The sequence below is a fragment of the Massilia sp. MP_M2 genome, from assembly GCF_039123635.1.
Classification (GTDB): Bacteria; Pseudomonadota; Gammaproteobacteria; order Burkholderiales; family Burkholderiaceae_D; genus Telluria.
The window spans coordinates 65,663-90,009 of record NZ_JBCHJF010000014.1 but is presented as its reverse complement, the minus strand read 5'-3'; the positions used below and the strand labels follow the sequence as shown (position 1 = coordinate 90,009).

Annotated in this window: 19 protein-coding genes; 7 read left to right on the top strand and 12 right to left on the bottom strand. The window is 65.2% G+C overall.

All coding sequences use genetic code 11. The features are described 5' to 3' along the window. Positions 1 to 20 precede the first annotated feature (20 nt). Positions 21 to 392, bottom strand: coding sequence for a hypothetical protein (locus tag RCH14_RS22955; protein ID WP_343028421.1), 372 nt, complete (start codon positions 390 to 392; stop codon positions 21 to 23). Between the two features lie 58 nt (positions 393 to 450). Then, the gene (locus RCH14_RS22950) at positions 451 to 819 is read right to left on the bottom strand and encodes a hypothetical protein (RefSeq protein ID WP_343028420.1); all 369 of its coding nucleotides are present in this window, start codon (positions 817 to 819) and stop codon (positions 451 to 453) included. A gap of 304 nt (positions 820 to 1,123) precedes the next feature. Between RCH14_RS22950 and RCH14_RS22945 the strand changes: the two genes are divergently transcribed. Next, complete coding sequence (locus tag RCH14_RS22945; protein ID WP_343028419.1) at positions 1,124 to 1,690, top strand: cysteine hydrolase family protein; 567 nt, start codon at positions 1,124 to 1,126, stop codon at positions 1,688 to 1,690. A gap of 141 nt (positions 1,691 to 1,831) precedes the next feature. After that, positions 1,832 to 2,353 (top strand): superoxide dismutase [Cu-Zn] SodC, encoded by a 522-nt coding sequence (gene sodC, locus RCH14_RS22940; RefSeq protein WP_343028418.1) that lies wholly within the window; start codon positions 1,832 to 1,834, stop codon positions 2,351 to 2,353. A 175-nt stretch (positions 2,354 to 2,528) separates the two neighbouring features. Here the strand turns inward: sodC and RCH14_RS22935 are convergent, their stop codons facing one another. From RCH14_RS22935 to RCH14_RS22905, 7 genes are all read right to left on the bottom strand, one after another. Further along, a complete protein-coding gene (locus tag RCH14_RS22935) occupies positions 2,529 to 6,074 on the bottom strand; it encodes a pectinesterase family protein (RefSeq protein WP_343028417.1) in 3,546 nt (1,181 codons plus the stop codon). A gap of 91 nt (positions 6,075 to 6,165) precedes the next feature. Continuing rightward, the gene (locus RCH14_RS22930) at positions 6,166 to 6,759 is read right to left on the bottom strand and encodes a hypothetical protein (protein WP_343028416.1); all 594 of its coding nucleotides are present in this window, start codon (positions 6,757 to 6,759) and stop codon (positions 6,166 to 6,168) included. A 267-nt stretch (positions 6,760 to 7,026) separates the two neighbouring features. Further along, on the bottom strand, positions 7,027 to 8,052 hold the full coding sequence (locus RCH14_RS22925; RefSeq protein ID WP_343028415.1) for an AI-2E family transporter: 1,026 nt from the start codon (positions 8,050 to 8,052) through the stop codon (positions 7,027 to 7,029). 98 nt (positions 8,053 to 8,150) lie between these two features. Further along, positions 8,151 to 9,002, bottom strand: a complete 852-nt coding sequence (locus tag RCH14_RS22920; protein ID WP_343028414.1) for an alpha/beta hydrolase — start codon at positions 9,000 to 9,002, stop codon at positions 8,151 to 8,153. Positions 9,003 to 9,105: 103 nt separating this feature from the next. Next, the gene (locus RCH14_RS22915; protein WP_343028413.1) at positions 9,106 to 10,737 is read right to left on the bottom strand and encodes a M28 family peptidase; all 1,632 of its coding nucleotides are present in this window, start codon (positions 10,735 to 10,737) and stop codon (positions 9,106 to 9,108) included. 109 nt (positions 10,738 to 10,846) lie between these two features. Next, positions 10,847 to 13,099 (bottom strand): M28 family peptidase, encoded by a 2,253-nt coding sequence (locus tag RCH14_RS22910; RefSeq protein WP_343028412.1) that lies wholly within the window; start codon positions 13,097 to 13,099, stop codon positions 10,847 to 10,849. Between the two features lie 83 nt (positions 13,100 to 13,182). Continuing rightward, positions 13,183 to 13,845 (bottom strand): energy transducer TonB, encoded by a 663-nt coding sequence (locus RCH14_RS22905; protein ID WP_343028411.1) that lies wholly within the window; start codon positions 13,843 to 13,845, stop codon positions 13,183 to 13,185. 333 nt (positions 13,846 to 14,178) lie between these two features. On the opposite strand from RCH14_RS22905, the gene RCH14_RS22900 reads away from it, so the two are divergent. Genes RCH14_RS22900 through RCH14_RS22885 form a run of 4 tightly spaced genes read left to right on the top strand, consistent with a single transcriptional unit; the run spans position 14,179 to position 19,034 of the window. Then, a complete protein-coding gene (locus RCH14_RS22900; RefSeq protein WP_343028410.1) occupies positions 14,179 to 14,829 on the top strand; it encodes a response regulator transcription factor in 651 nt (216 codons plus the stop codon). A 3-nt stretch (positions 14,830 to 14,832) separates the two neighbouring features. Then, positions 14,833 to 15,786, top strand: a complete 954-nt coding sequence (locus RCH14_RS22895) for a hypothetical protein (protein WP_343028409.1) — start codon at positions 14,833 to 14,835, stop codon at positions 15,784 to 15,786. Next, positions 15,783 to 17,315 carry an ATP-binding protein gene (locus tag RCH14_RS22890; RefSeq protein ID WP_343028408.1) on the top strand — a complete coding sequence of 511 codons (1,533 nt, stop codon included), beginning with the start codon at positions 15,783 to 15,785 and terminating at the stop codon, positions 17,313 to 17,315. Before RCH14_RS22895 ends, RCH14_RS22890 begins: the two co-directional genes overlap by 4 nt. Before the next feature lie 27 nt (positions 17,316 to 17,342). Then, positions 17,343 to 19,034: a M14 family zinc carboxypeptidase gene (locus RCH14_RS22885; protein WP_343028407.1), complete on the top strand. Its 1,692-nt coding sequence runs from the start codon at positions 17,343 to 17,345 to the stop codon at positions 19,032 to 19,034. A gap of 39 nt (positions 19,035 to 19,073) precedes the next feature. Here RCH14_RS22885 and RCH14_RS22880 read toward each other — a convergent pair whose 3' ends face one another. The 3 genes from RCH14_RS22880 to RCH14_RS22870 all read right to left on the bottom strand — a co-directional run bounded on the left by RCH14_RS22880 (position 19,074) and on the right by RCH14_RS22870 (position 22,616). Continuing rightward, the gene (locus tag RCH14_RS22880) at positions 19,074 to 20,885 is read right to left on the bottom strand and encodes a DUF885 domain-containing protein (protein ID WP_343028406.1); all 1,812 of its coding nucleotides are present in this window, start codon (positions 20,883 to 20,885) and stop codon (positions 19,074 to 19,076) included. Positions 20,886 to 20,909: 24 nt separating this feature from the next. Beyond that, the gene (locus tag RCH14_RS22875) at positions 20,910 to 22,046 is read right to left on the bottom strand and encodes a branched-chain amino acid ABC transporter substrate-binding protein (protein WP_343028405.1); all 1,137 of its coding nucleotides are present in this window, start codon (positions 22,044 to 22,046) and stop codon (positions 20,910 to 20,912) included. 84 nt (positions 22,047 to 22,130) lie between these two features. Beyond that, positions 22,131 to 22,616, bottom strand: a complete 486-nt coding sequence (locus RCH14_RS22870; protein ID WP_343028404.1) for an Lrp/AsnC family transcriptional regulator — start codon at positions 22,614 to 22,616, stop codon at positions 22,131 to 22,133. A gap of 149 nt (positions 22,617 to 22,765) precedes the next feature. Here RCH14_RS22870 and RCH14_RS22865 point away from each other — a divergent pair, with 149 nt between their 5' ends. After that, positions 22,766 to 24,328, top strand: a complete 1,563-nt coding sequence (locus tag RCH14_RS22865; RefSeq protein WP_343028403.1) for an aminotransferase class V-fold PLP-dependent enzyme — start codon at positions 22,766 to 22,768, stop codon at positions 24,326 to 24,328. Positions 24,329 to 24,347: the final 19 nt, after the last annotated feature.

Sequence of the window (24,347 nt, the reverse complement as noted above, 5' to 3'; positions counted from 1 at the left end):
TGCGTTTTCGGCAAACGCCGTCAGCAGATACTGCCACCGATGCTCTTGCCGCTAACGAGGTCGAATCCGAAGCTGCACACGTAGTCGTTCTTTTTGCCCAAGGTACAAGTCAGATGCTCGCGATCCTTGTGACGGACTCGCATCCCGCTACCTTCTGTGCACGGGTCACGCTTGTCCGGTCCGATGGCATCGAAAATCTGCTTCGCCGCCGCGCCTTCGATGGAAAATGCCACTTTCTTGTCGTTCGGCCCGGCCGCGATTGGATCCCCAAGCCCGCCGCCATAGATTCGGTACGAGGCAGCCGTTTGCAGATACGGCCCCGGATCGGTGTCAGCTGCGATGACAGGCGACGCGAGTAGAAAAATGAGCGGGTATAAGCGCTGAATCTTCATGGAGGAGCCTCAGTGTAGATCGATATGGACATGAACGTCATGCCTCTGGTGGGGTACGTCAGGTCACGCTTTTTCGATGCCAGACATAGCCTGCAAGTAGCCCACACAGCGGCAGGCCAAAAGCCGCATATGCCTGCAGGAAGTAAATAGCGCCTTGTTCGAGACGTAGGTGAGGGCCAACATCAGAAAAGTGAAGTTCCAGGAACCGGCTCCCGAACCACATTGCAACGGGTAGAAAGCAGATGATGCCGAGCCACGGTTTCATGCGGGTGCCGAGTAAGCAGATGATTGCTGCAGCCAGGCCGATTTTCCAGAACAGATCTGCAGAGGGCTCCTTGTCACTGACCTCGGCGAACACGGTCGCTGGGTAGACCAGCATCGTCAGCGTGACAAGTTTCAATATTGCACTGTGAGTGGAATGTAGCATTCCGGACGCCCCCCTGATTGATGTCCTCGATGACTAGATGGCTTGGTGGGATGCACCACCTGAGGATAGTCTGCCATTCCGCATCGTTCTGGCTTATGCGCAGTCAAGCAGCAAAGTTATCTCCGCAGCAGGGCCAGACGCTGTCTTGGGAACGGCTGCATATCTGCCGCAAAAATGACGAGCGAAAGGACGCGGCCATGTTCACCAGATGCAGATTTTTTAGAACCCACGACCTAGCAGATTGACACTGGTTGCCGAATATCCTGCTGTGTTAGTTTAGCCATTCCGCCATAGAAGAATCAGCATGCCCCAGCCACCAGCCCTGATCATGATCGACATGCAGCAAGACATGCAATTCGAAACCCTGCCACCCCGCAACAACCCGACCGCCGAAGACACGATCGCCCGCTTGCAAGCCGCCTGGCGCCACGCAGGGTATCCAGTCGTCAGCGTCCGCCACATCAGCCGCTCACCAGATTCCGTCTTCGCACCAGGCCAATCCGGTGTGGAATTCCAGCCCCGCTTCCATCCACTGGCCCATGAACACGTCGTCGAAAAGAATGTCCCCGATGCCTTCGTCCACACCGGACTCGAGCGCTGGCTGCATGCGCGCAGCATCACGCACCTGGTCATCGTCGGCGTCAGCACCAACAATTCGGTCGAGGCCAGCGTACGCACCGCAGGCAATCTGGGGTTCTCCACCATCGTGGTGTCGGATGCGACCTTCACGTTTGACAAGACGGATTTTGGCGGCACGCAGCGCAGCGCCGAGGATGTTCATTTGATGGCGTTGGCGAATCTTCACGGCGAATACGCCGACGTCACGTCGTGCGACGACGTGCTGCGCCGCTACGAATTAGGCACCGCGTGACAGAAAAATAGCCATCCAGCCCCGACCAGCGTGCCATTGCCATTACCCGCAAGCCCTGGTCAGCCGAACACCCCCTCCGCATGGAATGCTCTACACTGACTTGTCTTTTCAATATCCCAAAATTCTGCCAAGGAGTGAACCATGAACAAACAATGGATGAGTGCTGTCCTGTTCGGCGCCGTGTGCGCCTCCGCCAGCGCGGCTGACATGTCGGTCACGCTGAAAATGGCCACCGATAAAGGCGAAGGCGCCAGCATCGGTACCGTGAAGGTCAGCGAAACCCAATACGGCGTCGTGTTCACTCCCGAGCTCAAGGACCTGACCCCGGGCCTGCACGGCTTCCACGTGCACGCCAACGGCAGCTGCGCGCCAAACCAGGCGGACGGCAAGACCGTCCCGGCAGGCGCCGCCGGCGGTCACCTCGACCCGGCCAACACCAAGAAGCACAGCACCCCATGGGGCGATGGTCACCTGGGCGATCTGCCAGGCCTCTCTGTTGACGCCAAGGGCATGGCCACCAACCCGGTGCTGGCTCCGCGCATGAAGATGGCTGACCTCAAGGGCAAGGCACTGATGGTGCACGTCGGTGGCGACAACCACGCCGATCATCCGGCGCCACTGGGTGGTGGCGGCGCCCGCATGGCTTGCGGCGTGATCCAGTAATCCGGTAGACGCACCAGCAGCAAATGCGCAGGGCCCATCGCTTGTACAACAAGCGATGGGCCCTGCGTCGTTTCAACTATCCCTGGAAGATTCCCGCGGCCCGCTGCTGTCCCGGGCCGCGCGAAGCCACTGGTCTGACCAATAGCGGCGCGCGATCGACTGCGCGCCGCCGTCGTTACGGCTGCGGGTTCCAGCCTTCTCCCGCCCCAAACGCCGAGAACACCTGGGCGCGGGTCGCAAAACCTGCTTCGACCTCATCGGCGCGCAGCAGGTAGCCGCCGACGCGGCGCGACAGGTCCAGCGGCACGCCGGCCAGGTCGGTGCTGCCGTATTCGCGCCAGCCGCTGACCGCATTGGGCACCACCGGATTGGGTGCGGGCTGGCTGTTCACGCCCAGCCCGGCCCAGCCTGCTGGTGCCACATGCCGGTCCATCCGGGTGTTGATGAACGCGATGTTATCGTTGGTTGCGGTGCCGCCCGGGCTGCGCGCCAGCCAGGTGGCGCCGTCCGGCACCTCGCTCTTGAGCGGGCCGCGTCCCGGGCCACGCGTCAGCGCGCTGTTGAGGAACACAAAGCCCTTGTCGGCCGGATTGATCACGCGTGCCTGCAGCACGTAACCGCCGCTGGTCGGGCTGGAGGTGTCGCCGATCGTGCGGATCTCGCTTTCTTCGAACAGCGCGGCGCGGCTGCCGCCCCAGATGAAGTCGACGTTGCCCGATACCAGGCTGCGGTAGAACCAGTTGAACCCCTTCAGGTTGAGCGTGTCCTGCTCGCTGTAGAACGCGCTGTTTCGCGCGATCAGGCGGCCGCCATCATTGTTGAAGTACAGCGTTTCGGCCTGGCCGGTGGTGGGACCGCGCAGCGTCGTGTTGTCGATGCTGAGGTTCTCCAGGCTGAGCATGTCCGACGTCTCGACCAGCATCACGGCGCGCCCGCCAGTCGCTGCTGCGGTGGCGTTTGCCACCTGGCTGGGGCCGGTAAATGGATTGAGCGTGTTGTGGTTGGTATAGCGGATCACCACGCCGTCGCGGCTCTGGCCCACGATGCTGACATTGTCCTTGCCACGCAAAAAGAGCAGCTCCTCGTACGCGCCGTTCATCACCCGGATCGTCACCGGCTCGGCCTTGGCGAAGTTCTTCATCGCGTAACTGAGCGCGCCCTGCACGGTGCGGAAATCGGCCACGCCATCGTCGTCGACCGTCACGCTCGCACCACTCGGCGCAGCCGCCCGGGTGGTGAATGCCCATCCACCCGGCTTGCCGATGCCCCGGAACGGCACACCGCCGAGGCTGGTGCCGGTGAATACGCCGTCGGCGATCGCCACGTAATACCCGGTGTTGTAGTCCAGTTTGTTGCTGTGCAGCTTGATGGTCACCGTGTTGCCGGCAATCTGGATCGGCGTCGTGTTGACCTTGCGGATCTGGTCCTGGCCCGGGTAACCGATCATGTCGGTTTCAGCGGTCAGCTTGATCACATCCACCAGCGCGTCATCGGCCTGGCGGAAGACGCGGATCGTGCCGCCCGCGCCGAGGACCGGCGGTTTGTCGAATACCAGCCTGAGCGTGCTGTCGACGTAGGCGGCGCCTTCCATCGCCGCCGGAGCGACTACGCCGTCGAGCTGATACACCTGGGTCGGCTGGACGAATTGCGGCGAAATCGTCACTGCAATCGAACGCGTCATGGTCGCGTCCGAACCGGCCCGGAACAGGATGTTGGCCGTGCCCGCGCCCACCGGCGTGATGGTCGCCGTCGCGCCGTCGAGCGTGACGGTGGCCACCGCAGGATTGCTCGATTCGGCGGTGAAGCTGTCGGGCGTGCCATCGGCCGCCACGGCATTGACCTGCACCTGCAGCGGGGCATCGCCGGCTTCGGCGGCCCAGGTGGGCGTGCCGGGGGCGAGCGTGAGCTGCACCGGTTTCATGCGCGGATCGCCAATGCGCACGTCGTCGATCTGGAAGCTCTTGTTGGCCGTGTACAGGCCGACCCTGCCGCGCGCGGCAAAGCTGCTGTCGGTCACCGAGCCGAGATTTTCACCGTCGAGATACACCGTCAGCGTGGCGCCGACCATCTCGAAACGCACCGTATAGAACTGGGCATCCATCGCGATCGGTTTGCGTACCGCGCGCTGCCGGTTGAGTGCTCCGGCGAGCAGCTTGACGATCTCGACCTGGGTACTGGTGGTGGCATTCTGCACATTCAGGCCCGCGCCGTACCAGTTGCTGACATCGACGTAGCGGGTCACGAGGAACAGGAACTTGTTCCCGGTGGTGCCATTGGTCATCGGCCGGATGCGGGCTTCAACGAAGTAGTCGCCCGATGGCACGGCGCCCATCTCGCTGTCCTTGATCAGGGCGAGCACGCCGCCGGTGCTGGCTGCGGTGTATTGCAGCACCTTGTTGGCGCTGCCGGCAGCTTCCGTCACCACGCTGAAGCTGCCGTTCGGGCCCGGCAATGGCTTGAGGTCCCACTTGGCGCTGCCGCCATTCTGGAAGTCGTCGCAGAAGTAGAAACCTGTCGCTGGGCAAGCCAGGCTCGGGCCGGTATCGACGACGACCTTGCCGGTGCCGCTGATGGTCGTTACCAGCTTGCCGCCGCCGGCCTGCGCCAGTGCGTTGGCCTTGACCAGCGGGATCGGCCGCGCGCTGAAGGCATACGGCGGGGTCCAGGTGACGGTCGTCGGCACGCCGCAGGCGCCGAGCGGTTTGGCGTTGAGCAGCGAACCGGTGTCCTTGAAGGCGCCGGGAATCGTGCCGCCGAAATTCTCGACGACGTCGCTGCAGGCGGTAGCGCCCGCGACCTCGAACACATTATTGTTCGACAGGATCTTGGCGGCCTGGCCAACGCCGACGAAATAGCTGGTGGGGTAGACCGGATGCGACATCGAGCCGGCGTGGTAGTTGTTGAACAAGTGCACCTGGCCATAGCGCACGCGCGGCGCGCGGCTGGCCACGTCGCGGAACACGTTGTTGCTGAACGTGACGCGCAGCTTGCCTTCGTCAGTCGTTGCACCGTCGCTGCCGCCGACCAGGTTGTTCTTGTTGTGCTCGCCGAAAACGTTGTACGACACGGTAACGTAGTCGGACGCGTTCGTGATATCGACCGCGCCGTCATGGCACTGCTTCACCTTGCCGTTCTCGACAGGCAGGAAATTGTCCGTGCGCGGCGCGTCGGTGAAGCTGTTGTGATCGATCCAGACATGGCTCGAGCCGGTCACGGAAATGGCGTCGAAGGCGCTGTTCCAGTTGCCGCTCGCGCCGTCGTTCGGGTCCCAGACGGGCGCAACGTCGCACGGATTGACGAGCTTGAGGTTGCGGATGATGATCTGCGAAACGTTCGACAGAATGATGTGGCCGTTGACGATGCCCGCATTGGCGTCGCCAATCAGCGTCGTGTTGCTTTTCAGGCGCACCGCGCCGCGCGCCGCCTGGTCCGCGTTGCTGGCATAGGGCTGGCCTTCGCTCATGTCGAGCACGCCGACGAGCTTGATGATCTTCCGGTTATCGCCGCCGTTCTGGATCGCGGCCAGCAGCTGGGCGCGGTTGGTGACCGTGTAAATCTGGGATTCGATGGCATTTGCGCCGCCGACGGTGCCGCCAGCTTGGCTGGCCCAGCCGTCGGCAGGGGCGCTCTGGCGCGCCGGATCGACTGCGGCCGCAGCGTGCGCGCCGCTGGCAAAGAGTAGCGCAGCGCACAGCGCTGCATGCAAACCTGGATAGTGCATGTGTTTCTCCTGGTGGAGGAAATGAGGCCGCAAGCAGGCCGCCGCGCTTGAAGCGCTGCCGTACTGCCCTCGAGCGGCTAAAGCGGTGAGGTCAGGCGCGTGGTTTGCGTCCGCGACGCCCGTTTTGCACGAGCGCCAGTGCTGCCAGGCCGCCCATCAGGATCGCGGGCGCACCGGGTTCAGGCACCGCCACCGCCGGACCGGTTTCAAGGCGCGCGCTCAGTGAGCTAAATTCGCTCCAGTCGACCCCGCTCAGGTCGAGCGCAATCGTGTGACTGTCGATGATCGACAGGCCAGGAATGCCGGTGAGGCCTTCCATGCCTGTCAGCGTGAACGCCGTAATCGGACTGATCGGCAATGCGCCACCAAGATCGAAACGCATGCTGTAGGCGCCGGGCGCGACGGCATAGTTGGCGATCACGGTCAGCAGGCCGTCAGCGGAAAAGTCGATGCCGAACAGGAAATCGGACGTGAGAAACTCCACGCCGGTGTCAGTAGGATCGAGCTTGGTGGTATTGGTGCCCGGTCCGGCTGCGAAGTCGTGATCCAGTCCGAGCATGCCGTCGGCCGCGCCGTTGTACGTGGCAGTGATGCTGGCGTCTTGCAGCATCAGGGGCGCCGCGTGCACGGCGCCCTGACCCAGTGCGACGAGCGCAAGGGCTTCCAGTAGATGTTTGGTTTTCAAAATGTCTCCGGCTTGTATTTTTTTAACTGCGAAGAGCGTCGCTGGCAGCGAATCGCTGAATGGAACACGTCGCGTGTCCCGTGCCATATCGACGAAGGCTCGATGTCAGAGCCTGGGCCGATCTGGTTGATGCGGCAGGTCGCCGGACGATGGAACCGGTATCCGGTTCATCGATTCTAGATTGGCCTGACCAAATTTGCAATTTGGTTAACCAAAGATGGGAGATTCTTACAACAATTTTAATAATTGACGCCAGGTAGCCCAGCGTCAGTTCAGCCAGCCAATACGCTTTAACTGTGCTTTGACGAAGGCGTAGATCACGGGCGCGGCGACCATCCCGGCCGGCCCGAACATGATTTCGAACGCGAACAGCACGATGAGCAGTTCCCAGACTTTCGCGCCGATTCGATGCCCCTGAATACGCGCGCTCAGGAAATATTCCAGCTTATGGATGACGAGGAGGAACACCGCTGACATGACGGCGGCCGGAAACGCAACGCTCAGCGCGATCGTGCAGATCAGGGTGTTCGACACGATATTGCCCACGACGGGCAGCAGACCAAACAGGAACGTCGCCAGGATGAGGGTTTTGACGTAGGGCAGCTCCCAGCCCAGGGCCGGCATGACGGCCAGCAGGTACACCCCCGTCAGCGTTGCGTTGATGGCGGCAATCTTGGTCTGTGCCCAGGCCACGTTCCTGAAAGCGGTGGCCAGCATGCTCCAATGGCGGTGCCAGGTCCTGTAGAAGACGGAATGCCTCGCTTCGTCGGTTGGTGTGACGGTAATGCTCACTGCGGCCAGCACCCCTGTGATCCAGCCAATCACAGTCAAGAGCAGGCTGCGGAGGATGCCCGAGCCAAAGCCCGCGACTGCATTGACATGCTCTTTCAAGGTGTCCGACGCCAGTTCGCGCATCTCGAAGAGTGATTGAGGCACGTAGTCAGCCAGCGCTGGCGGCAGGAATTGCTTGATCTGCGTGATCGTCTCGGCCAGTTTCAGCGAGAACGCCCGCAACGATTCGCCCTCGAGCAGCCGGACCACCAGAATGGTGATGATGCCGAGCACGGCGATCGAGCCCAGGCCGACCACGAAGCTCGCAATGAATTCATGCGAGCGCAGCTTTTTGTACAGGTCGCGCGTGCGCAGGACGTCCAGCAGGCCGCGCGTGAGCACGAATGCCAGGAGTCCAGCCAGCAGCGCCGGTACCGCGTGCAGCATCAAGGCCAGAAGCAGGCAGACGACGAAGATCGCGGTCGCCGCCTCGCGCGGGAGGTTGAATTTGTAAGGGGTCATGACGTGATGATGAGCGGGGAGCATTCGTTTGCGCCCAACAGGGCACTGGTGCAAGCCGGTGTGACCGGAAACCTGAACAGCAACGGTCAGCGTACCTGTTACCCGTCGCTGGCCTGCTCCCGCAACCACGCCAGCGCCGACGCCGCACTGTTCAATACCGAGATATGCCCGTCATCCGGCCGCTGCCACAGCCGCGCCGAGCGGCAGCTGCGCGCCAGCCATTCGCTGTGCGCGCACGGCACCACGCGGTCCTGCGCGCCATGCACCAGCAGCACCGGCTGCACGATGCGCGCGCAATCGAAGCCCCACGGCGTGACATACGCCAGGTCGTCGTCGATCAGGCCACCCGGGCCTTCGCTCAGCGCCGGCCGGACCACGCTGTCGAACCACGACCACGTGCCGGACAGTTCGGCCCAGTCCTCGGGCGTGAACATCTCGCGATCGAACTCCTGATTGAGCCCTTCGTGCTGCACCTTGGCCGCGTGCCCCTGCGCAGCGGCCCGCAGCGATGCCGCGCCCGATGCCGTCATTCCCCCGAACCAGTCCAGGCCCGCGGCATCGAACGGCGCCAGGCCCGCGATGCTGACGGCGGCAATGACGCGCTTGGGCAGCAGCGCCGCGCAGGCCAGTGCGTGCGGTCCGCCGCCCGAGTGGCCCATCACGGCGAAGTGTTCGATCCCGAGCTGGTCGGCGATGCGCGCGACGTCTTCGGCGCACGAGGCGACATCGCGCCCGCTTCTTGCGCTCGAGCCGCCGTAGCCGGGCCGGTCGTAGCCGATCCAGCGGATGCCCATCTCGAGCGCGGCGGCAAACAGCGGGGCAGGCGGCTTGCCGATGTTCGGGGTGCCGTGGTGCCAGAACACCGTCAGCTCAGGTTCTTCGAACTCCGGCTTCCAGTCGTAATAGTGCAGCACCCGGCCATCGCCCAGCGTCAGTTCGTTCTCCTGCATTGCATGCCTTTCATCGCTCGATGGGGTGATGCTACAACGAGAAACGGGCTGGCGCGCATTCGTCATGCATGCCAGCCCGTTCAGGTCCTGCTGCCAGAGCGAATTACTTGCTTGTTTCGCGCGCTTTGCCGAACGGATCGCCCGCCTTCCAGGCCGGCATCTTCGGCGCATCGGCCACCGCGCGGCCCAGGTTCAGCGTGAACTGCGCCTGCTGCACCATGCCCGCCAGATCCCAGCTCGGATCGTATTCGTCGCCCACCTGGTGGTATTTCTCGCGGTAGGTCTTGGCCTTGGCGTTGTTGGCGTCGACGTCCTTGACCCAGCTGCTGCCGTAGCCGACCGAGAAGGCGGGCACGCCGGCCTTGGCGAAGCTGAAGTGGTCGCTGCGGAAGTAGCCGCCGCTCAGGTCCGGCTTGCGCGGCGCAATCACCATGCCCATCGATTTGGCGACGCCCGCCGCCATGGCGCCCAGCTCGGTGCGCTCGCTGCCCGGCACGCTGACGTCCTTGACCAGGCCAACCCAGTTCAGGCTATCGAGGTTCAGGTTGGCGGCGGTCTTGGCGATCGGCCACAGGGGGGCGGCCACATAGGCGGCGCTGCCCAGCAGGCCTTGCTCTTCGGCGCCGACCCACAGGAACATCTGGCTGCGCTTGGCCGGGTTCTTCACCGCTTCGGCGGCCATCGCCAGCAGCGCGCCGGTGCCCGATGCGTTGTCGACGGCGCCGTTGAAGATCGTGTCGCCCTCGGTGCCTTGCTTGCCCATGTGATCCCAGTGCGCCGAGTAGATCACCACTTCGTCTTTCAGCGCCGGATCGGTGCCCGGCACGACGCCGGCCACGTTGAACTCTTCCAGCGAGCGCACCTGCGCGCGCGCTTCGCCCTTGACGCGGGCATTCAATGCGACCGGCTTGAAGTTCTTGTCTTCGGCGGCCGCGCGCAGCTTGTCCAGATCCTGGCCGCCGGCCGCGAACACCTTGCGCGCCGTGTCGTCGGTCATCCAGCCCTGCAGGCCGCTGCCCACTTTGCCTTCGGTGAGCTGGAAGCGCTCGGCGTTGGCCCAGCTGTTCTGCACCACGCTCCAGCCATACGAGGCCGATGCATCGGTGTGGATCAACAGGACACCGGCTGCGCCCTGGCGCGCCGCTTCTTCGAGCTTGTAGGTCCAGCGACCGTAGTAGGTCAGGCCGGCGCCATTGAAGCGGTTCGCTTCGGCGGCGGTGGGCGCCGGATCGTTCACCATCATCACGATCACCTTGCCCTTGACGTCCATGCCCTTGAAGTCATCCCACTTTTCTTCTGGTGCCACGATGCCGTAGCCGACAAAGACCATCTCGGCGTCGAGCGTGTGATCGGCCTTGCCATCGCCCGGCCCCCAGACCCAGTCTGCGCCAAACTGCAGCGGCACGGCCTTGCCGTTGGCGACGATGCCGACATTGCTCTTCTCGGGCAGCGAGCGCACGCCGGCGATCTTGACCGGTTGGCGGAAGCTCTTGCCGTTGCCGGGTTTCAGGCCCACGGCGGCGGCTTGCGTTTCAAGATACGTGACGGTCAGCTCGCCGCCGCGCTGGCCGGTACCGCGGCCTTCGAGCGCGTCGGACGACAGGAACGCCATGTGCGCGCGCAGCGGCGCTTCCTGCACGGTGGCTTTGGTCCTGGTCTGGGCATGGGTGGGGAAGGCCAGCGCCAGGCTGCCGGCGAGGGCGGAGAGGATGAGGGAAGAGACGATCTTGTGCATGGATTCCTGCTGCGAAGTAAATGCCGCGAAGTTGACGCTGCATAGTTAATCAAGCCATTCATCGGGAAGGGCGCACTCGTGGCGCGCGCGGCCATTTTATGACAACTTGTCAGTAAAACCGCAGGATATCGGTCGACACCGTCCTGCCCAGCTGCGGCGCCACGCCTTGTGCGCCCGCTGGCAAGAGGTGCCGTGGCAGGCCTGGCATGTGTTCCTGCACCGTGATGGAGAAGATCTCGTTGGGCGCACTTTCGATCTCCAGCTGCAGCACCCGGTCCCCCATCCCGTACAGCGACAGCGACCACGCGCTTTCTTTGTCACTGAGCGTGACGCCATCGACGCGCGAGCGCAGCGCCCTGGCGCCCTGCATGGCCAGTGCGATGTGCGGGGCGCGGTTGGCCGAGCGCACCGTGAATCTGGCCAGCCGCACCTTGCCGACGTGGTTGCGCAGGATGAAGCAATCGGGGAACGCGATCGCATCGTCACGTGGCGCGACGGCGTACCACTGGGGCGCGCTGCGCAGGCCAAAGACCTCGGCAAAGGCGGTCGGCCTGGTGCGGCCCGCGAACAGGTCGCGGCGCCAGTCGGCGAGCGGCTGCTGCGGCAGCAGCCAGTAGGCGCGCCACGCGTTCATGTCCTTGTAATAGACCAGCCCCTCGAGGTCCCCGGGTGCGACCGCCTGCCCATGTGGCGCCACCGCGTCCTCCGGCAGTGCCAGGCAGGCCGCCAGCGCCAGCACCAGCGCGCCGGTGACGGCAAACCCGCTGCGCAGCATCAGCAGGGGGCCGGCAAAGCACAGCATGGGCAGCGCCATCAGCATCGGCGGAACATGCATGTGGCCTGGAGCGAGCAGGATCCAGGCATCGCGCAGCGCCGGCGGGAGCAGGCTCGCGGCCGGGGCCAGGCCGGCCAGCAGCACCAGCAGGCGTACGCCGTGGCCTTGCCGTTCGCCCCAGCGCGTATGCAGCAGCGTGAAGGCGCCGAGCGCCGCCACCAGTGGCCAGGCCAGCAGCGGGGCGAGCGTCGGCAGGAACACGGCGGCAAAGAGCAGCACCAGCGTCGGCCAGGCCAGTGCGCCGAGCACCGTCGCGGCCGTGCCGACACTGCGGCGCAGCAGGTACAGGCCGGCCACGAACACACCGGCCGTGACGACGGCAACGGTCAGCGGCAGGCGGTGTTCACCGGCCAGGCCGTCGGCAGCCAGCTCGCGATCCCAGCTCCAGGTGCCCACGCGTACCACGAGCAGCAGGAAGCACACGCCGAAGGCGCCCTGCGCTGCATCCAGCACACCGTCCTGGCCGAACTGGCCGCGCCATGCGCGCGCCAGCATCAGGCAGGACAGGATCGCCGGCACCCACACCAGCCACGCCGCATGGTGGACGGGGCCGATGACCGGCAGCGAAAAGTGGACGTGCGCTGCCTGGCGGTGCGGTGCCAATGGCGCCGCACCATAGGCGCGCGCGAGGCGCAGCATGGCGTCGCCCAACTGGCGCGGTGCGGTGCCGGCTGCGCGTAGTTCGCCACCACCGAACAGCAGCACCGGCGCATCGAGCCGGGTCAGCGGGCCGATATGGGGCGCGTCGCCCAGCAGCCATGCCAGCGTCGCGTTCGCGGACGTGCCGCGCAGTTCGGGCGCAGCCTGCATCCAGCCCGCCAGGGCCGGCGCACCCGCGCCGCTCGCCTCCAGCATGCGTAGCGGGCCATGCACGGCACCATCGAACCGGAGCGCCATGCCGATGCGCCCTGCCAGCGGGTGCTGTTCGACAAATCCCCTGGACCCGAGCATGCCAATGCGCTCGCCGTCGGCAAACAGCAGCACGATATCGTTGGCCGGCGGCGTGGCCCGCAATGCCCGCGCGGTGTCGAGCAGGGCGCTGACGGTGGCCGCACCTGGCAGGGCGTCACGCGGCGCCGCGCCGCTGTCGTAGTGGGTTGCCAGCAGCACGGCGGGGCGCCGCGCTGCATCGGGCGCGGTGCCCGGAATCGTCGCGACGATGTTGTGCACGACCCCGATCGTGTGGTGAATGCCGCCGAACAGTCGGGTGACCGAGGTGCGCACGGTGGTGCGCTGCACGGCAGGCGCCAGTCCCATGGCGCGCAGTTGTGTCATCAAGTAGGCGCGCGCGTGCGCATTGTCGCTGCCCCCGATCGAGCGGGGGCTGGCCGCCAGTACCCGTTGATGTTCGCTGACGCGCGCGGCCCACGCGGGGGCCGCAATCGAAGCGCCAGGTGCCGGGATGACGGGTGGCGCCAGCGCCAGCCAGGCCAGGACGGCGAGGGCGGCCAGAGCGACAGCGCCGGCGACGGCATGTCTGAACCCCGTGATGTTGAAGGCTGGTGTTACGGCGCGGACGGCATCCATCGGTTGTTCTCCATGCACCTGTCATAAGGGCGAAAAAAAGCCCGCCGGGTCAAGAGGGGCGGGCGAAAGAGGGGCGGTGTTGACTACTCGAGTGTCCAGACATAGGCCAGCCTGGCCCACCCGGCTTCGGCGACGCCGCCCTGCATCGCTGGCTGGAAGGTGCACGTGCTCAGGGCGTTGACGGCGGCGCGATCGAGCTCCCGCGAGCCGCTCGACGACTGGATGCGCGCGTCCTGTACGCGGCCATCGGCGCCAACCAGCAGCGCCAGCGTCACGGTGCCGGTGTCGCCATTGCGCGCGGCGCGCACCGGATAGTCAGGCTTGGCGCAGCCATTGGCATCGGCCAGCACGACGCTGCGTAGTTGGCCGCTGTTGGTCGATGGTTGGGCGGGTGGCGCCGGTGGCGCTTCCGCTTGCAGCGGCGGGGTCGGCTCTGGTGCTGGCTCGGTGCTGGCCTGGACGGCAGTTTGGGGCGGCGGCGTGGCAATCTCGACCTCGACCTTCGGCGCCACGATGTCGGGCAGGGCAGAGCGCACTTGCGGCTTGGGCGGCTCTGGCGGGGGCGACGGCGGCGGTATCTCGGGGCTCATCCACACCATCGGCGCATCAAACACGGCGGGCAGCGATATCGTCTTCGCATTCATGACGTGCATGACGCCTAGCGCAACCAGCACATGCAGGCCGGTGACGAGGACAAACTTGCCGGCCTTGCCGCCAGCGCCATCGTGGATGTGAGAACCATGCATATCGACCTCCCGGGTATGGTTGAAGGGTGCATATCTACCGCTGATGGAATCAATATATGCTAGAGGCTAGCAATTTGCAAATCCATAATGAGGTAATTCTTGTTCTATTTGTGTGAGCATACGAATGCGCGGAGTTGGCGCAAACATGCCTGATGCGTCAAGCCGGTGCCCTGGCCCGTCACGCATCGCATGCCTTGCGCGCCCTTTTACCCATCGCTTCCCCGCCCGTTGTGTGAAATAATTCCCCTCTATTCCGGGGCCCATCGCCCCGGCCGTGCATGCCGCACCCAGGCAGCGCATGTGCACCACAGGCCCCCGCGCCAGGAGAACAAATTGGCAGATCAGAACAAACCCATCCGCGTCATGCTGGCCGACGATCACCCCATCGTCATGACCGGTTTTGCCATGTCGCTTGAAGCGGCCGGCATGCAGGTGGTGGGCCAGGCCAAGACCCCGAGCGAAGCCACCGCGCTGTATGCGACCGAACAGCCGGATGTCGCCGTGCTCGACATGCGCTTTGGCACCGAGCTGACCGGCATGGACGCAGCCCAGGCCATCCTCAAGGCCGACCCGTCGGCCAAGATCGTTTTTCTCAGCCAGTTTGACCAGGATAGTCTGATCAAGGAAACCTACCGCCTCGGCGCCCACGCCTTCGTCACCAAGGATTGCGACCCGGCCGATCTGGCCACCGCCGTGCGCCACGCGCACGAGGGCAAGCTGTACTTCCTGCCGCATATCGCCTCGCGCCTGGCCAGCATGGCCGTGCGCGGCGAAGTCACGCCGCAGTCGCAGCTCGACGAGCGCGGCCTGGAAATCTTCAAGTTCATGGCCGAGGGCATGACCAACGCCGAAATCGCCGAGCGGCTCGATCTGTCGACCAAGACCATCAGCAATATCAGCCAGTCGATCAAGGAAAAGCTGGGCGTGCACCGCCAGGCCAGCATCACCCTGCTGGCCGTCAAGCATGGCCTGATCGAGCCGTAAGCGATGGCCACGCTCCTGCGCCGGATGCAGAACGCTTCACGCGCGCGTTCACTGGCCCCCTTGATCGCCATGACGCTGGCCTTGGCCGCCACCGGCGCCCATGCCGTCCAGGCCCGGCAAACGGAGCGCGAGCGCGAAGACGTGCAGGGTTACCGCTTCCAGATCATCACCGGCGACGACAGCGCGGTCACGCACCGCATCGTCGACGACCTGTACAAGCGCCTGGTGCCGACCTTCGCCGCGTTTCGCACCGAGCTCGCGCAAAAGCGCCGCATGCTCTACATCGCGATCGGCCCGACCGCGCTGCGCGACGCGCTGTCACGCCGCTGCGATTGCGTCGTCATCTCGGCCTATACGTCCAGCCAGGTATGGCGCGGCCTGACGGCGCGCCTGCCCAAGCCACGCCGCACGGCCATCACGGCGGTATACGCCGAACCGGCGCCGAACGACCAGATGCGCCTGGCCGAACTGGTGTACGGCCGCCCCGTGCGCGTGGGCGTGCTGCTCGGCCCCGACACCGCCTTCCTGCGCCCGGTGCTGCACGACGCCACCGAGATCCAGATGTTCACGCCGGGCGACGATTTGAATCACACGCTGAACAGCATGACGCGCGCCGAGACGCTGCTGGCGCTGCCCGACAGCGACATCTACAACGCCGAAAACGTGCGCAACATCCTGCTCTCGACCTACCGTCGCAAGCAGGGCGTGATCGGTTTTTCGGCTGATATGGTCAAGGTCGGCGCGCTGGCGACCACGTATTCCGAAGTCGAAGAGATCAACGCCCAGGTGGCCGAGCTCACGGCCGATTTCGTGCGCACCGGCGAACTGCCTGCGCCGCAGTTCCCGCGCTACTTTCGCACGATCATCAACGAAGGCGTGGCCAGCTCGCTCGATCTGCGCGTGACGGACACCGCGCGCAACTTCGCCCGCCCAGTGCCGGCGCCGGCGGCGCGATGAACCTGCGTTTCTGGCGCGGCTGGGGTGTCGGACGGCGCATGGCCGTCATCACGATGCTGCCGGTGATCCTGCTGTTTACGTCCTTCGTCTGGTACTCGTGGTACGCGCACCGCGCGCAGGTGGCCGAAGAACTGGCCGAGCGTGGCCGCATCCTGGCGCGCGCGTTGTCCGAGACGTCCGAGTACAACGTCATCTCGGGCAACCTGTCCGACCTGCGCCTAACGATCAATGGCCTGGTGCAGTCCGACCGCAGCATCTACCGCGTCGACGTCATCGACGGCAGCGGGCGCGCCGCCGTGCGCGTGGTGTCCGAATCGGCCCTTGACGCCCAGTCCCACTACTACGAAGCGCCGATCCGCAAGCAGGTCGTGTGGATCAACCTGTTCTCAGACAACGGCACGCCGCACGTGTCGGCGTCGAGCGATTCGCGTCCGCCCACGCTTACCACCGAAGTGGTGGGCTGGGTGCGGGTCACGATGTCGCCGGCGAACATGATGGCCAAGCAGACCGACCGCTTCCAGATCGAGCTGTCGATGGCGGCGCTGGCGCTGGCCGCCAGCGGCATCCTGGCCTGGGTATTGGCGCGCTCGCTGATCGTGCCGCTGCGCGAGGCGATCGGCACGCTGCGCCAGATCCGGGGCGGTAACTTCCGCGTTCATCCGCCGGTCACCACCGGCGGCGAGATCGGCGAGCTGCAATCGTCGATCGGCGAGATGTCGCTGGCCCTGGGCGAATCCAAGCGCGACCTCGAAAACAAGGTGGCCGAGCGCACGCGCGACCTGCTGGCCTCGCGCAACGAAGCGCTGCGCGCCGACGCCGACAAACGCAAACTGATCCAGAAGGTCAACGAAATCATCGAGGACGAACGCAAGAGCATCGCGGTCGAAATCCACGACGAACTCAATGCGTCGCTGATCGCGGCGCGCCTCGAAGCGCAGGCGATCGGCCTGCTGGCGGCCAAGGCCCCGCCCGGCCCCGAGGTGGTGGAAATCAAGCGCAAGTCTGAAGCGATCACCAAGCTCGCGCTCGACCTGTACGCCAACGGCCGGCGCCTGGTGCGCCGCCTGCGCCCCGAGGTGCTCGACATGCTCGGTCTGCACGGCGCGGTCGAAGAGATGGTGCGCCACTATGACACCACGTCCGGCTGCCGTTTCGACCTGCACAGCGAGGGCGACTTCGCGCGCCTGTCCAACGAGCTGGCCATTTCGGCCTACCGGATCGTACAAGAGGCGCTGTCGAACGTCATGAAGCATGCTGCCGCGCGCTCGGCGCACGTCAGCCTGCTGCTTGACGAAGGCAAGGGCATGCTGCGCATCCGCGTGGTCGATGACGGCGCCGGCTTCGACACGGCCAGCGCCTCGGAAGGCATCGGCATCATCGGCATGCGCGAGCGCGCCTATGCGCTGCACGGCACGATCGAGGTGCGCTCGAGCCCCGGCGAAGGCACCGATGTCGCCATCGCCCTGCCGTTGACGCTGGCGCCGCCGGTGCCTACCGCGCCTGCCGCACCCTCCAGCGTCATTCTGTAAGCCTTACCTTTATTAGCGAAGACCACCATGGCTACTGCAACCCTCACGCCCTACGAACAAGGAAACCTGAACCAGACCACCACCTGGGCCGATTGCATCGCCTGGTACGACGAGCTTGCGCGCCTGTATCCAGCGGTGCTGCGCTTCGAGCAGGTGGGCGTGTCCGATGCCGGCGTGCCGATCCACGCTGGTGTGGTCAGCAGCGACGGCGCGTTCGACCGCGCCGCGATCAAGGCTGCCGGGCGCGCAGTCTTCTTCAACAACAACGGCATCCACCCGGGCGAGCCGGAAGGCGTCGATGGCTGCATGGCGCTGGTGCGCGACTTTTGCGTCGATCCCGAGCGCCTGGCTGCGCTGGGCACGACCGTGTTCCTGTTTGTCCCGCTGTACAACGTCGACGGCGCCTTCAACCGCGCCGACACGTCGCGCGTGAACCAGGACGGGCCGGAGCAGTTCGGCTTTCGCGGCAACAGCCGCCACCTCGACCTGAACCGCGACTTCGTCAAGTGCGACACGTTGACGGCGCGCGTGTTCAACGAACTGTTTACGGCCTGGGACCCGGACGTGATGGTCGATACCCACACGTCCAACGGCGCCGACTACAGCTACACGATGACGCTGATCCACACGCAGGCCGACAAGCTCGGTGGTGGCCTGGGCGAGTTCCTGCGCGCCGAGATGCTGCCGGCGCTGTACGCCGGGATGGATGCGCGCGGCTGGCCGACCTGCCCGTACGTGAACCCGGTGCAGGACAGCCCCGACCACGGCATTGCCGAATTCCTGGAAACCGCGCGCTTTTCCACCGGCTACGCAGCGCTGCACCACACGATCGGCTTCATGCCCGAGACGCACATGCTCAAGCCGTTCAGGGATCGCTACGAATCGATGCGCGCGCTGGTCGATGTCGCGCTGGCCTTCACCGTGCAGAACGCCCCGCGCATCCAGGCGCTGCGCCGTGCGGCGAAGGATGCGGGCCGCACGCAAGCCGAGTGGCCGGTACGCTGGAAGATGGACGAGACCAATCCGTCGAGCTTCCGTTTCAAAGGGTATGAAGCCAAGTATAAAAAGAGCGTGCTGGGCGACTATTCGCGCCTGTACTACGACCGCAGCAGCGTCTGGGAGCGCGACATCGCCTACTACAACCGCTTCCCGGTGGATGCGAGCGTGCCGGCGCCGCAGGCCTACGTGGTGCCGCAGCAGTGGCGTGAGGCGATTGAGCGCCTGCAGTGGAATGGCGTGCGCATGGAGCGCATCGACGCCGACCGCATGCAGCATGTCGCGTACTATCACATCGACAGCGTGACCTCGCGCCCGACGGCGTACGAAGGCCATATGTTCCATGACGACGTGGTGCTCGAACGGCGTCACGCCAGCGTGCAGCTGCGCGCCGGGGATTATCTCGTGCCGCTGGACCAGGACAATGCGCGCTACGCGGTCGAGACGCTCGAGCCGCTGGCGCACGACAGCTTCTTCCGCTGGGGCTTCTTCAACAGCGTGCTGGAAAAGAAGGAAGCGTATTCGGAGTATGTGTTCGAGGACGAGGCCGAGCGACTGCTGGTGCAGGAGCCTGCGCTGGCAGCGAAGTTCGAACAGTGGAAGAGTGAACATCCTGGCTTGCTGACGAATCAGGAAGCGGTGCTGGACTTCATCTTCGCCAACTGCGCGCGTTACCGCGAGCCGGAATGGCGCCGGTATCCGGTGTTCATGATCGAGCGTTGAACCTGACGGTGGACGGCCTGGCCGTCCACCGTACCGGTCTTACTTCGACGCTGCGATCCAGCGATCGACCTTCGCCTCAAGCACTGCCAGCGGCAGCGTGCCTTCATCGAGCACCACGCGGTGGAATGCGGGCAGGTTGAATTTGTCATCCAGCGCCGCCTGCGCGCGCTGACGCAGTTCCATGATTTTCAGGGCGCCGATCTTGTACGCCAGTGCCTGGCCCGGCATGACCATGTAGCGCTCGATCTGGGCGCGCGCTTCCAGTTCCGAGTACCCCAGCGTCTCGCGGAAGTACGTGATCGACTGATCGCGGCTCCAGCCCTTGGTATGCATCCCGGTATCGACCACCAGGCGCGCCGCGCGCAGCATCTCGTCGTTAAGGTGACCGAAATAATCTTCCGGCTTGTCGAACAGGCCCATCTCCTTGCCCAGCGTCTCGGCGTACAGCGCCCAGCCTTCGGTAAATGCCGTATTGCCGCCGAACTTGCGGAAATTCGGCAGACCGAGTTCCTGGGTCAGCGCGATATGGAAGTGGTGGCCCGGCTGGCCTTCATGCAGGTATAGCGTGACCATGCCGGTGCTGCCGTACTTGGTCGGATCGTTCACTACCGACCAGAACACGCCGGGCCGTGAACCGTCCGCCGCCGGTGACGAATAATGGTCCGATGCCGTCTCGCGCGTCAGTTCCGGTTCCAGGCGTACTTCGAGCGGTGCCTTCGGCATCAGCGAGAACAGTTTAGGCAGCTTGGTGCGCACGTCAGCGTCGATCTTCTCGAACACCGCGATCACCTGCGCATCCGACGTGAACGGCTTGTACTTCGGCTGCTCCGACACCCAGCGCGGCAAGCCGGCCGCAGGGCCGGTGTAGCCCATCTTCGGGCCGATCTTGCCGTACTCGCCCTGGATGCGCGCCACTTCCTTTTGGCCGATCTCGTGGATCTGCTCGGGCGTCAGGGTCGTGGTGGTCATCGCCGCCACGCGCGCCTTGTACCACTCGGCGCCGTTTGGCAGTGCGCCCCAGCCGGCCGTCGTGCGGGTGGCCGGCAAGTAGTCCTTCTCGACATACGTGGCCAGGCGCGCCAGTGCCGGATTGAGCTTCTCGCCCACCGTCTTGCGGTACGACGCCGTCAGCTTGTTCTTGTCGGCGCCCGAAAAGCCCGCCGGCAGCGCCTTGATCGGGCTGTAGAAGATGCTGGCCTCGGGCGTGGCCGCGACCAGTGCCTTCAATTGCGGCAGCAGCGACATCATCGGTTCGCGTGGATGCACGACGCCGCGCTTGACGCCTTCGCGCATATTGGCGATCGCCTGGTCGATGTAGGCGACCATCTGGTCCAGGCGGCTCAGGTAATTGCGGTAATCCTGCGGCGTGGCGAGCGGCTGCGCGCCCTGGCCGCCGGCGTAGTTGGCCATGAAGACCGGCATGTTGAACATCTGGTCCACCGGCAGCAGGTGCTCGGGGAAGGCGCCCAAACGCAGCGCGGTCTCGAGCTCGAACTTGACGACGTCATAGCTTGCCTGATCGCGCGGAGCGAGACGCGCGCGCGGGATCGTGCCCAGGCGTTTCAGATAGCCGCGGTACAGCGCAAACTGGGCGTCGCGGTTTTTCGGCGCGATCGGCAGGCCAAGCTGGCCGTCGAAGCGGCCGTCGCCGGACTCGGTCGCCCAGACCGGCTCGAAGCGCGCATAGGCGTTGTAGTACTCGTCCACCAGCTTGTTGATGGCCTTGCCGGCCTGGGGATCGGCAGCCGATGCGGATGCAGGTGCGGGGGCCGTGACTGGCGCGGCGCCGGCACTGGCGCACATCAGCAGGGCGGCCGTGGCCAGTGCGCCGAGTTTGAAGGATGGGTTCATCGTGATCGAGGTCCGGGTAAAAAATCAGTAGCTGGCCAGTGGCATGAGAGCGCCGTTCTTGAATGTGTACACCGTGACGGCGGTTTTTTTCAGATTGCCCTTGGGGTCATAGCCGTACATGCCGACCACGCCCTGATAGCTGATCGTGTGCATCGCAACGCCAACCGCCTTGGCGTCGACCGTCTTGGCCGACTGAATCGCTTGCGCGATGAACTTGGTCTGGTCGTAGAACGAGGGTGCGTAGACGTCTGGCTCGCGGCCGAAGCGCTTCTTGTAGCTGGCCAGGAAAGCCGCGCCGCCCGGTTGTTTGGCGACGATCGCGCCGGCCTGCGCGCAGCGCACGTTCTCGCCGACGGCATCACCGCCGAGCCTTGCCATCTCGGGGCTGCACAGCGTATCGCCGCCCAGCAGCGGCACGTTCAGGCCGAGCTGCTTCATCTGGCGCACCATCGGCGCGGCCTGCGGAGCGTAGCCGCCGTAGAAGATGGCGTCGACTTTCTTGGCGCGCAGCGCGGTGAGGATCGCGGCGAAGTCGCTCGCCTTGTCGTTGGTGAACTCGTGGCCGGCGATCTTGATGCCGGCCAGCTGCGCCTGGCGTTTGAATTCCATCGCGATGCCCTGGCCGAACGCCGTGCGATCGTCGATCACGCCGATGTTCTTGATCTTGAGTTCCTTGGCCGCGTAGCCGGCAACCGAAGCACCGACCTGCGTGTCGCTCGCGACGATACGAAACACGGTGGGATAGCCGCTGGCCGTGATCTTGGGATTGGTGCCGACCGTCGACATCAGGATGCCGCTGTCGTTGTAGACGCGCGAGGCCGGAATCGCCACGCCCGAGTTGTACGGGCCGAGCACGAACTTGACGCCGGCGTCGGCGAATTTCTGGGCCACGGTCACGCCCTGTTTCGGGTCGCCCGCGTCGTCTTCGGATTGCAGCACGAAGCGCAGCACGTTGGCGCCCACCTGGATCTTCTGTGCGTTGAGTTCTTCGATGGCCAGGCGCACGCCGTTTTCATTGTCCTTGCCGGCGAACGCGTTGGCGCCCGACAGCGGACCGCTGACGCCGATCTTGACGACCTGTTCGGCAGCGTGCGCGTGCACGCCGATGGTGGCAATCAGTGCAGCCAGCGCCAGCGGCGCCATGGTGATTTTCGATGGCATTGACTCAGTCTCCCGTTGATGTGGACGGGCGCCATCATCGCACGATTTACGCACCCGGCGAAAGCGCACAACGCGTGTAAAGACTCAGGTTGGCGTGCCGTGCGAGATCAGTTCGAGGGGCAGGGCGGTGGTGGATTTGATCTGCTCCATCGAGAACGCCGACGACACGCCGGTCAGGCGCGCGGTCTTGATCAGCTTCTTGTAGAAGCGGTCGTAGCCGGCGATATCGGTGGTGACGACCTTGAGCAGGTAATCGACGTCACCGCTCATGCGATGGAACTCCAGCACTTCGGGCAGCGCGATCACGGCGGCGGCAAAGCGCGCCAGCCATTTTTCATCGTGTTCGGGGGTCTTGACGCTGACAAAGACGGTGACCGGCAAGCCGACTTTTTCGCGATTGACGATGCTGACGCGGCTTTCGATGAAGCCTTCTTCTTCCAGGCGCTTGACGCGTTTCCAGCAGGGCGTACTGGACAAGCCCACCTTTTCGCTCAGGCCCGAAATGGACAAGGTGGCATCCGCCTGCAGAGCAGCGAGGATCGCGCAATCAAACTTGTCGAGTGAATTCATATTCCGCATTGCTTATTATAAGAATAATTATCCTACTGTTTGATCGGAAACCAGAAAGTTTAGAACGTATTGACCGTCTTTAGACCGTACCATATTACTGAACAATAACATGTTGTGCGATACCTTTTTTATATTTTTGGCACCTATTCATGCAGACCGAAATCTACCTCGATACCAATGCAACCTCACCGGTATTGCCGGCCGCCGCCACTGCCGCCATGGCCGCCATGCAGGATGGCTTCGGCAATCCGAGCAGCAGCCATGCGACGGGCCTGCGCGCCCGGGCGCTGCGCGAGAGCGTGCGCGCCAGTGCGGGCCGGGTGGTCGGCGCGGGGGAGGGCCGGTTGATGTTCAACAGCGGCGCCACCGAGGGCATCCAGACGGCGGTGCTCTCGGCCCTGTGCGCGGTGCGCGAGCGGCGCGCGCGCGGTGACGCCTGCGGCGACATCGTCCTGATTGGCGCGACCGAACACAAGGCGGTGCCTGAAAGCCTGGCACACTGGAACCGGCTGCTCGGCACGGGCCTGGAGCTGCGCGTGCTGCCGGTCGATGGCGATGGCCGCCACCGGCTCGACGTGCTGCGCGCGCTGGCGCCGCGCGCGGCGCTGGTGTGCACGATGGCGGCAAACAATGAAACGGGCGTGGTGTCCGACCTGCACGGCATCGAGGCGGTGCTGCGCGAGGCCGGGAGCGATGCCGGCAGCGATGCCCTGTGGCTGGTCGATTGCGTGCAGGCGCTGGGCAAGCTCCCACTCGACCTGGCCGCGAGCCGCATCGACTACGCGCCGTTCTCGGGGCACAAGCTGTATGCGCCAAAAGGCATCGGCATGCTGTACGTGCGCCGCGACGCCCCGTACACGCCGCTGATGTGCGGCGGCGGGCAAGAAGACGGCCAGCGTTCCGGCACCGAAAACATGGCCGGCATCGCGGCGCTGGGCGCGGTGTTCTCGGCGCTGGAGCGGGGCGACACATTCCGCGACGGCGCCGCGCTGCTGGCGTGCCGCGCGCGCCTGGTGGCGGCGCTCGAAGCGGCCTTGCCCGGCATCGTGTTCAATGCGCCCATGGCGCATTCGCTCCCCACGACCATCAACTTCTCGGTGCCGGATGTGGCCAGCGCCACGCTGCTCGACCTGTTCGATGCCGCCGGCATGCGTGTCAGCGCCGGCTCGGCGTGTTCGGCGGGGAAGGCCGGATCCAGCTACGTGCTCGATGCGATGGGCGTGCCGGCCTGGCGCAGCGCGGCGGCGGTGCGCCTGTCATTTGGCGCGCTGTTTGATGACGCCTCGCTCGACCTGGCCTGCGAGCGCATCGCGCGCTGCGGCGCTGCGCTGGCCGCGCCGATGCCGATGCCAGGCGCCGAGCCGGCGATGGATGGCGTCATCGACAGCGCAATGCTGGTGCCCGCCGCTGCCGCCCGCGACTGGCTTGCTGCGCATCCGGACGCGCTCGTGATCGACGTGCGCAACCTGCGCGAACACAGCGTCGCGGGGGCGGGGGCGGGTGGGGGCGCGGTTCGGCTGCACGACCATGCGGTACGCAACGTGCCGCTGGCCTGCGTTGCCGACCACGCGCCGCAGTGGCTGGGCGCGACGGCGCCGCTGCTGTTCGTCTGCCGCAGCGGCGCCCGCAGCGCCCGTGCGGCGCAAGCCTTGCGCGCCATGGGCCATCCCGGCGCCTGGTCGCTGGTGGGCGGGTTCGCACTCGCCATCTGATCGCCGGGGCGCGGCTGCC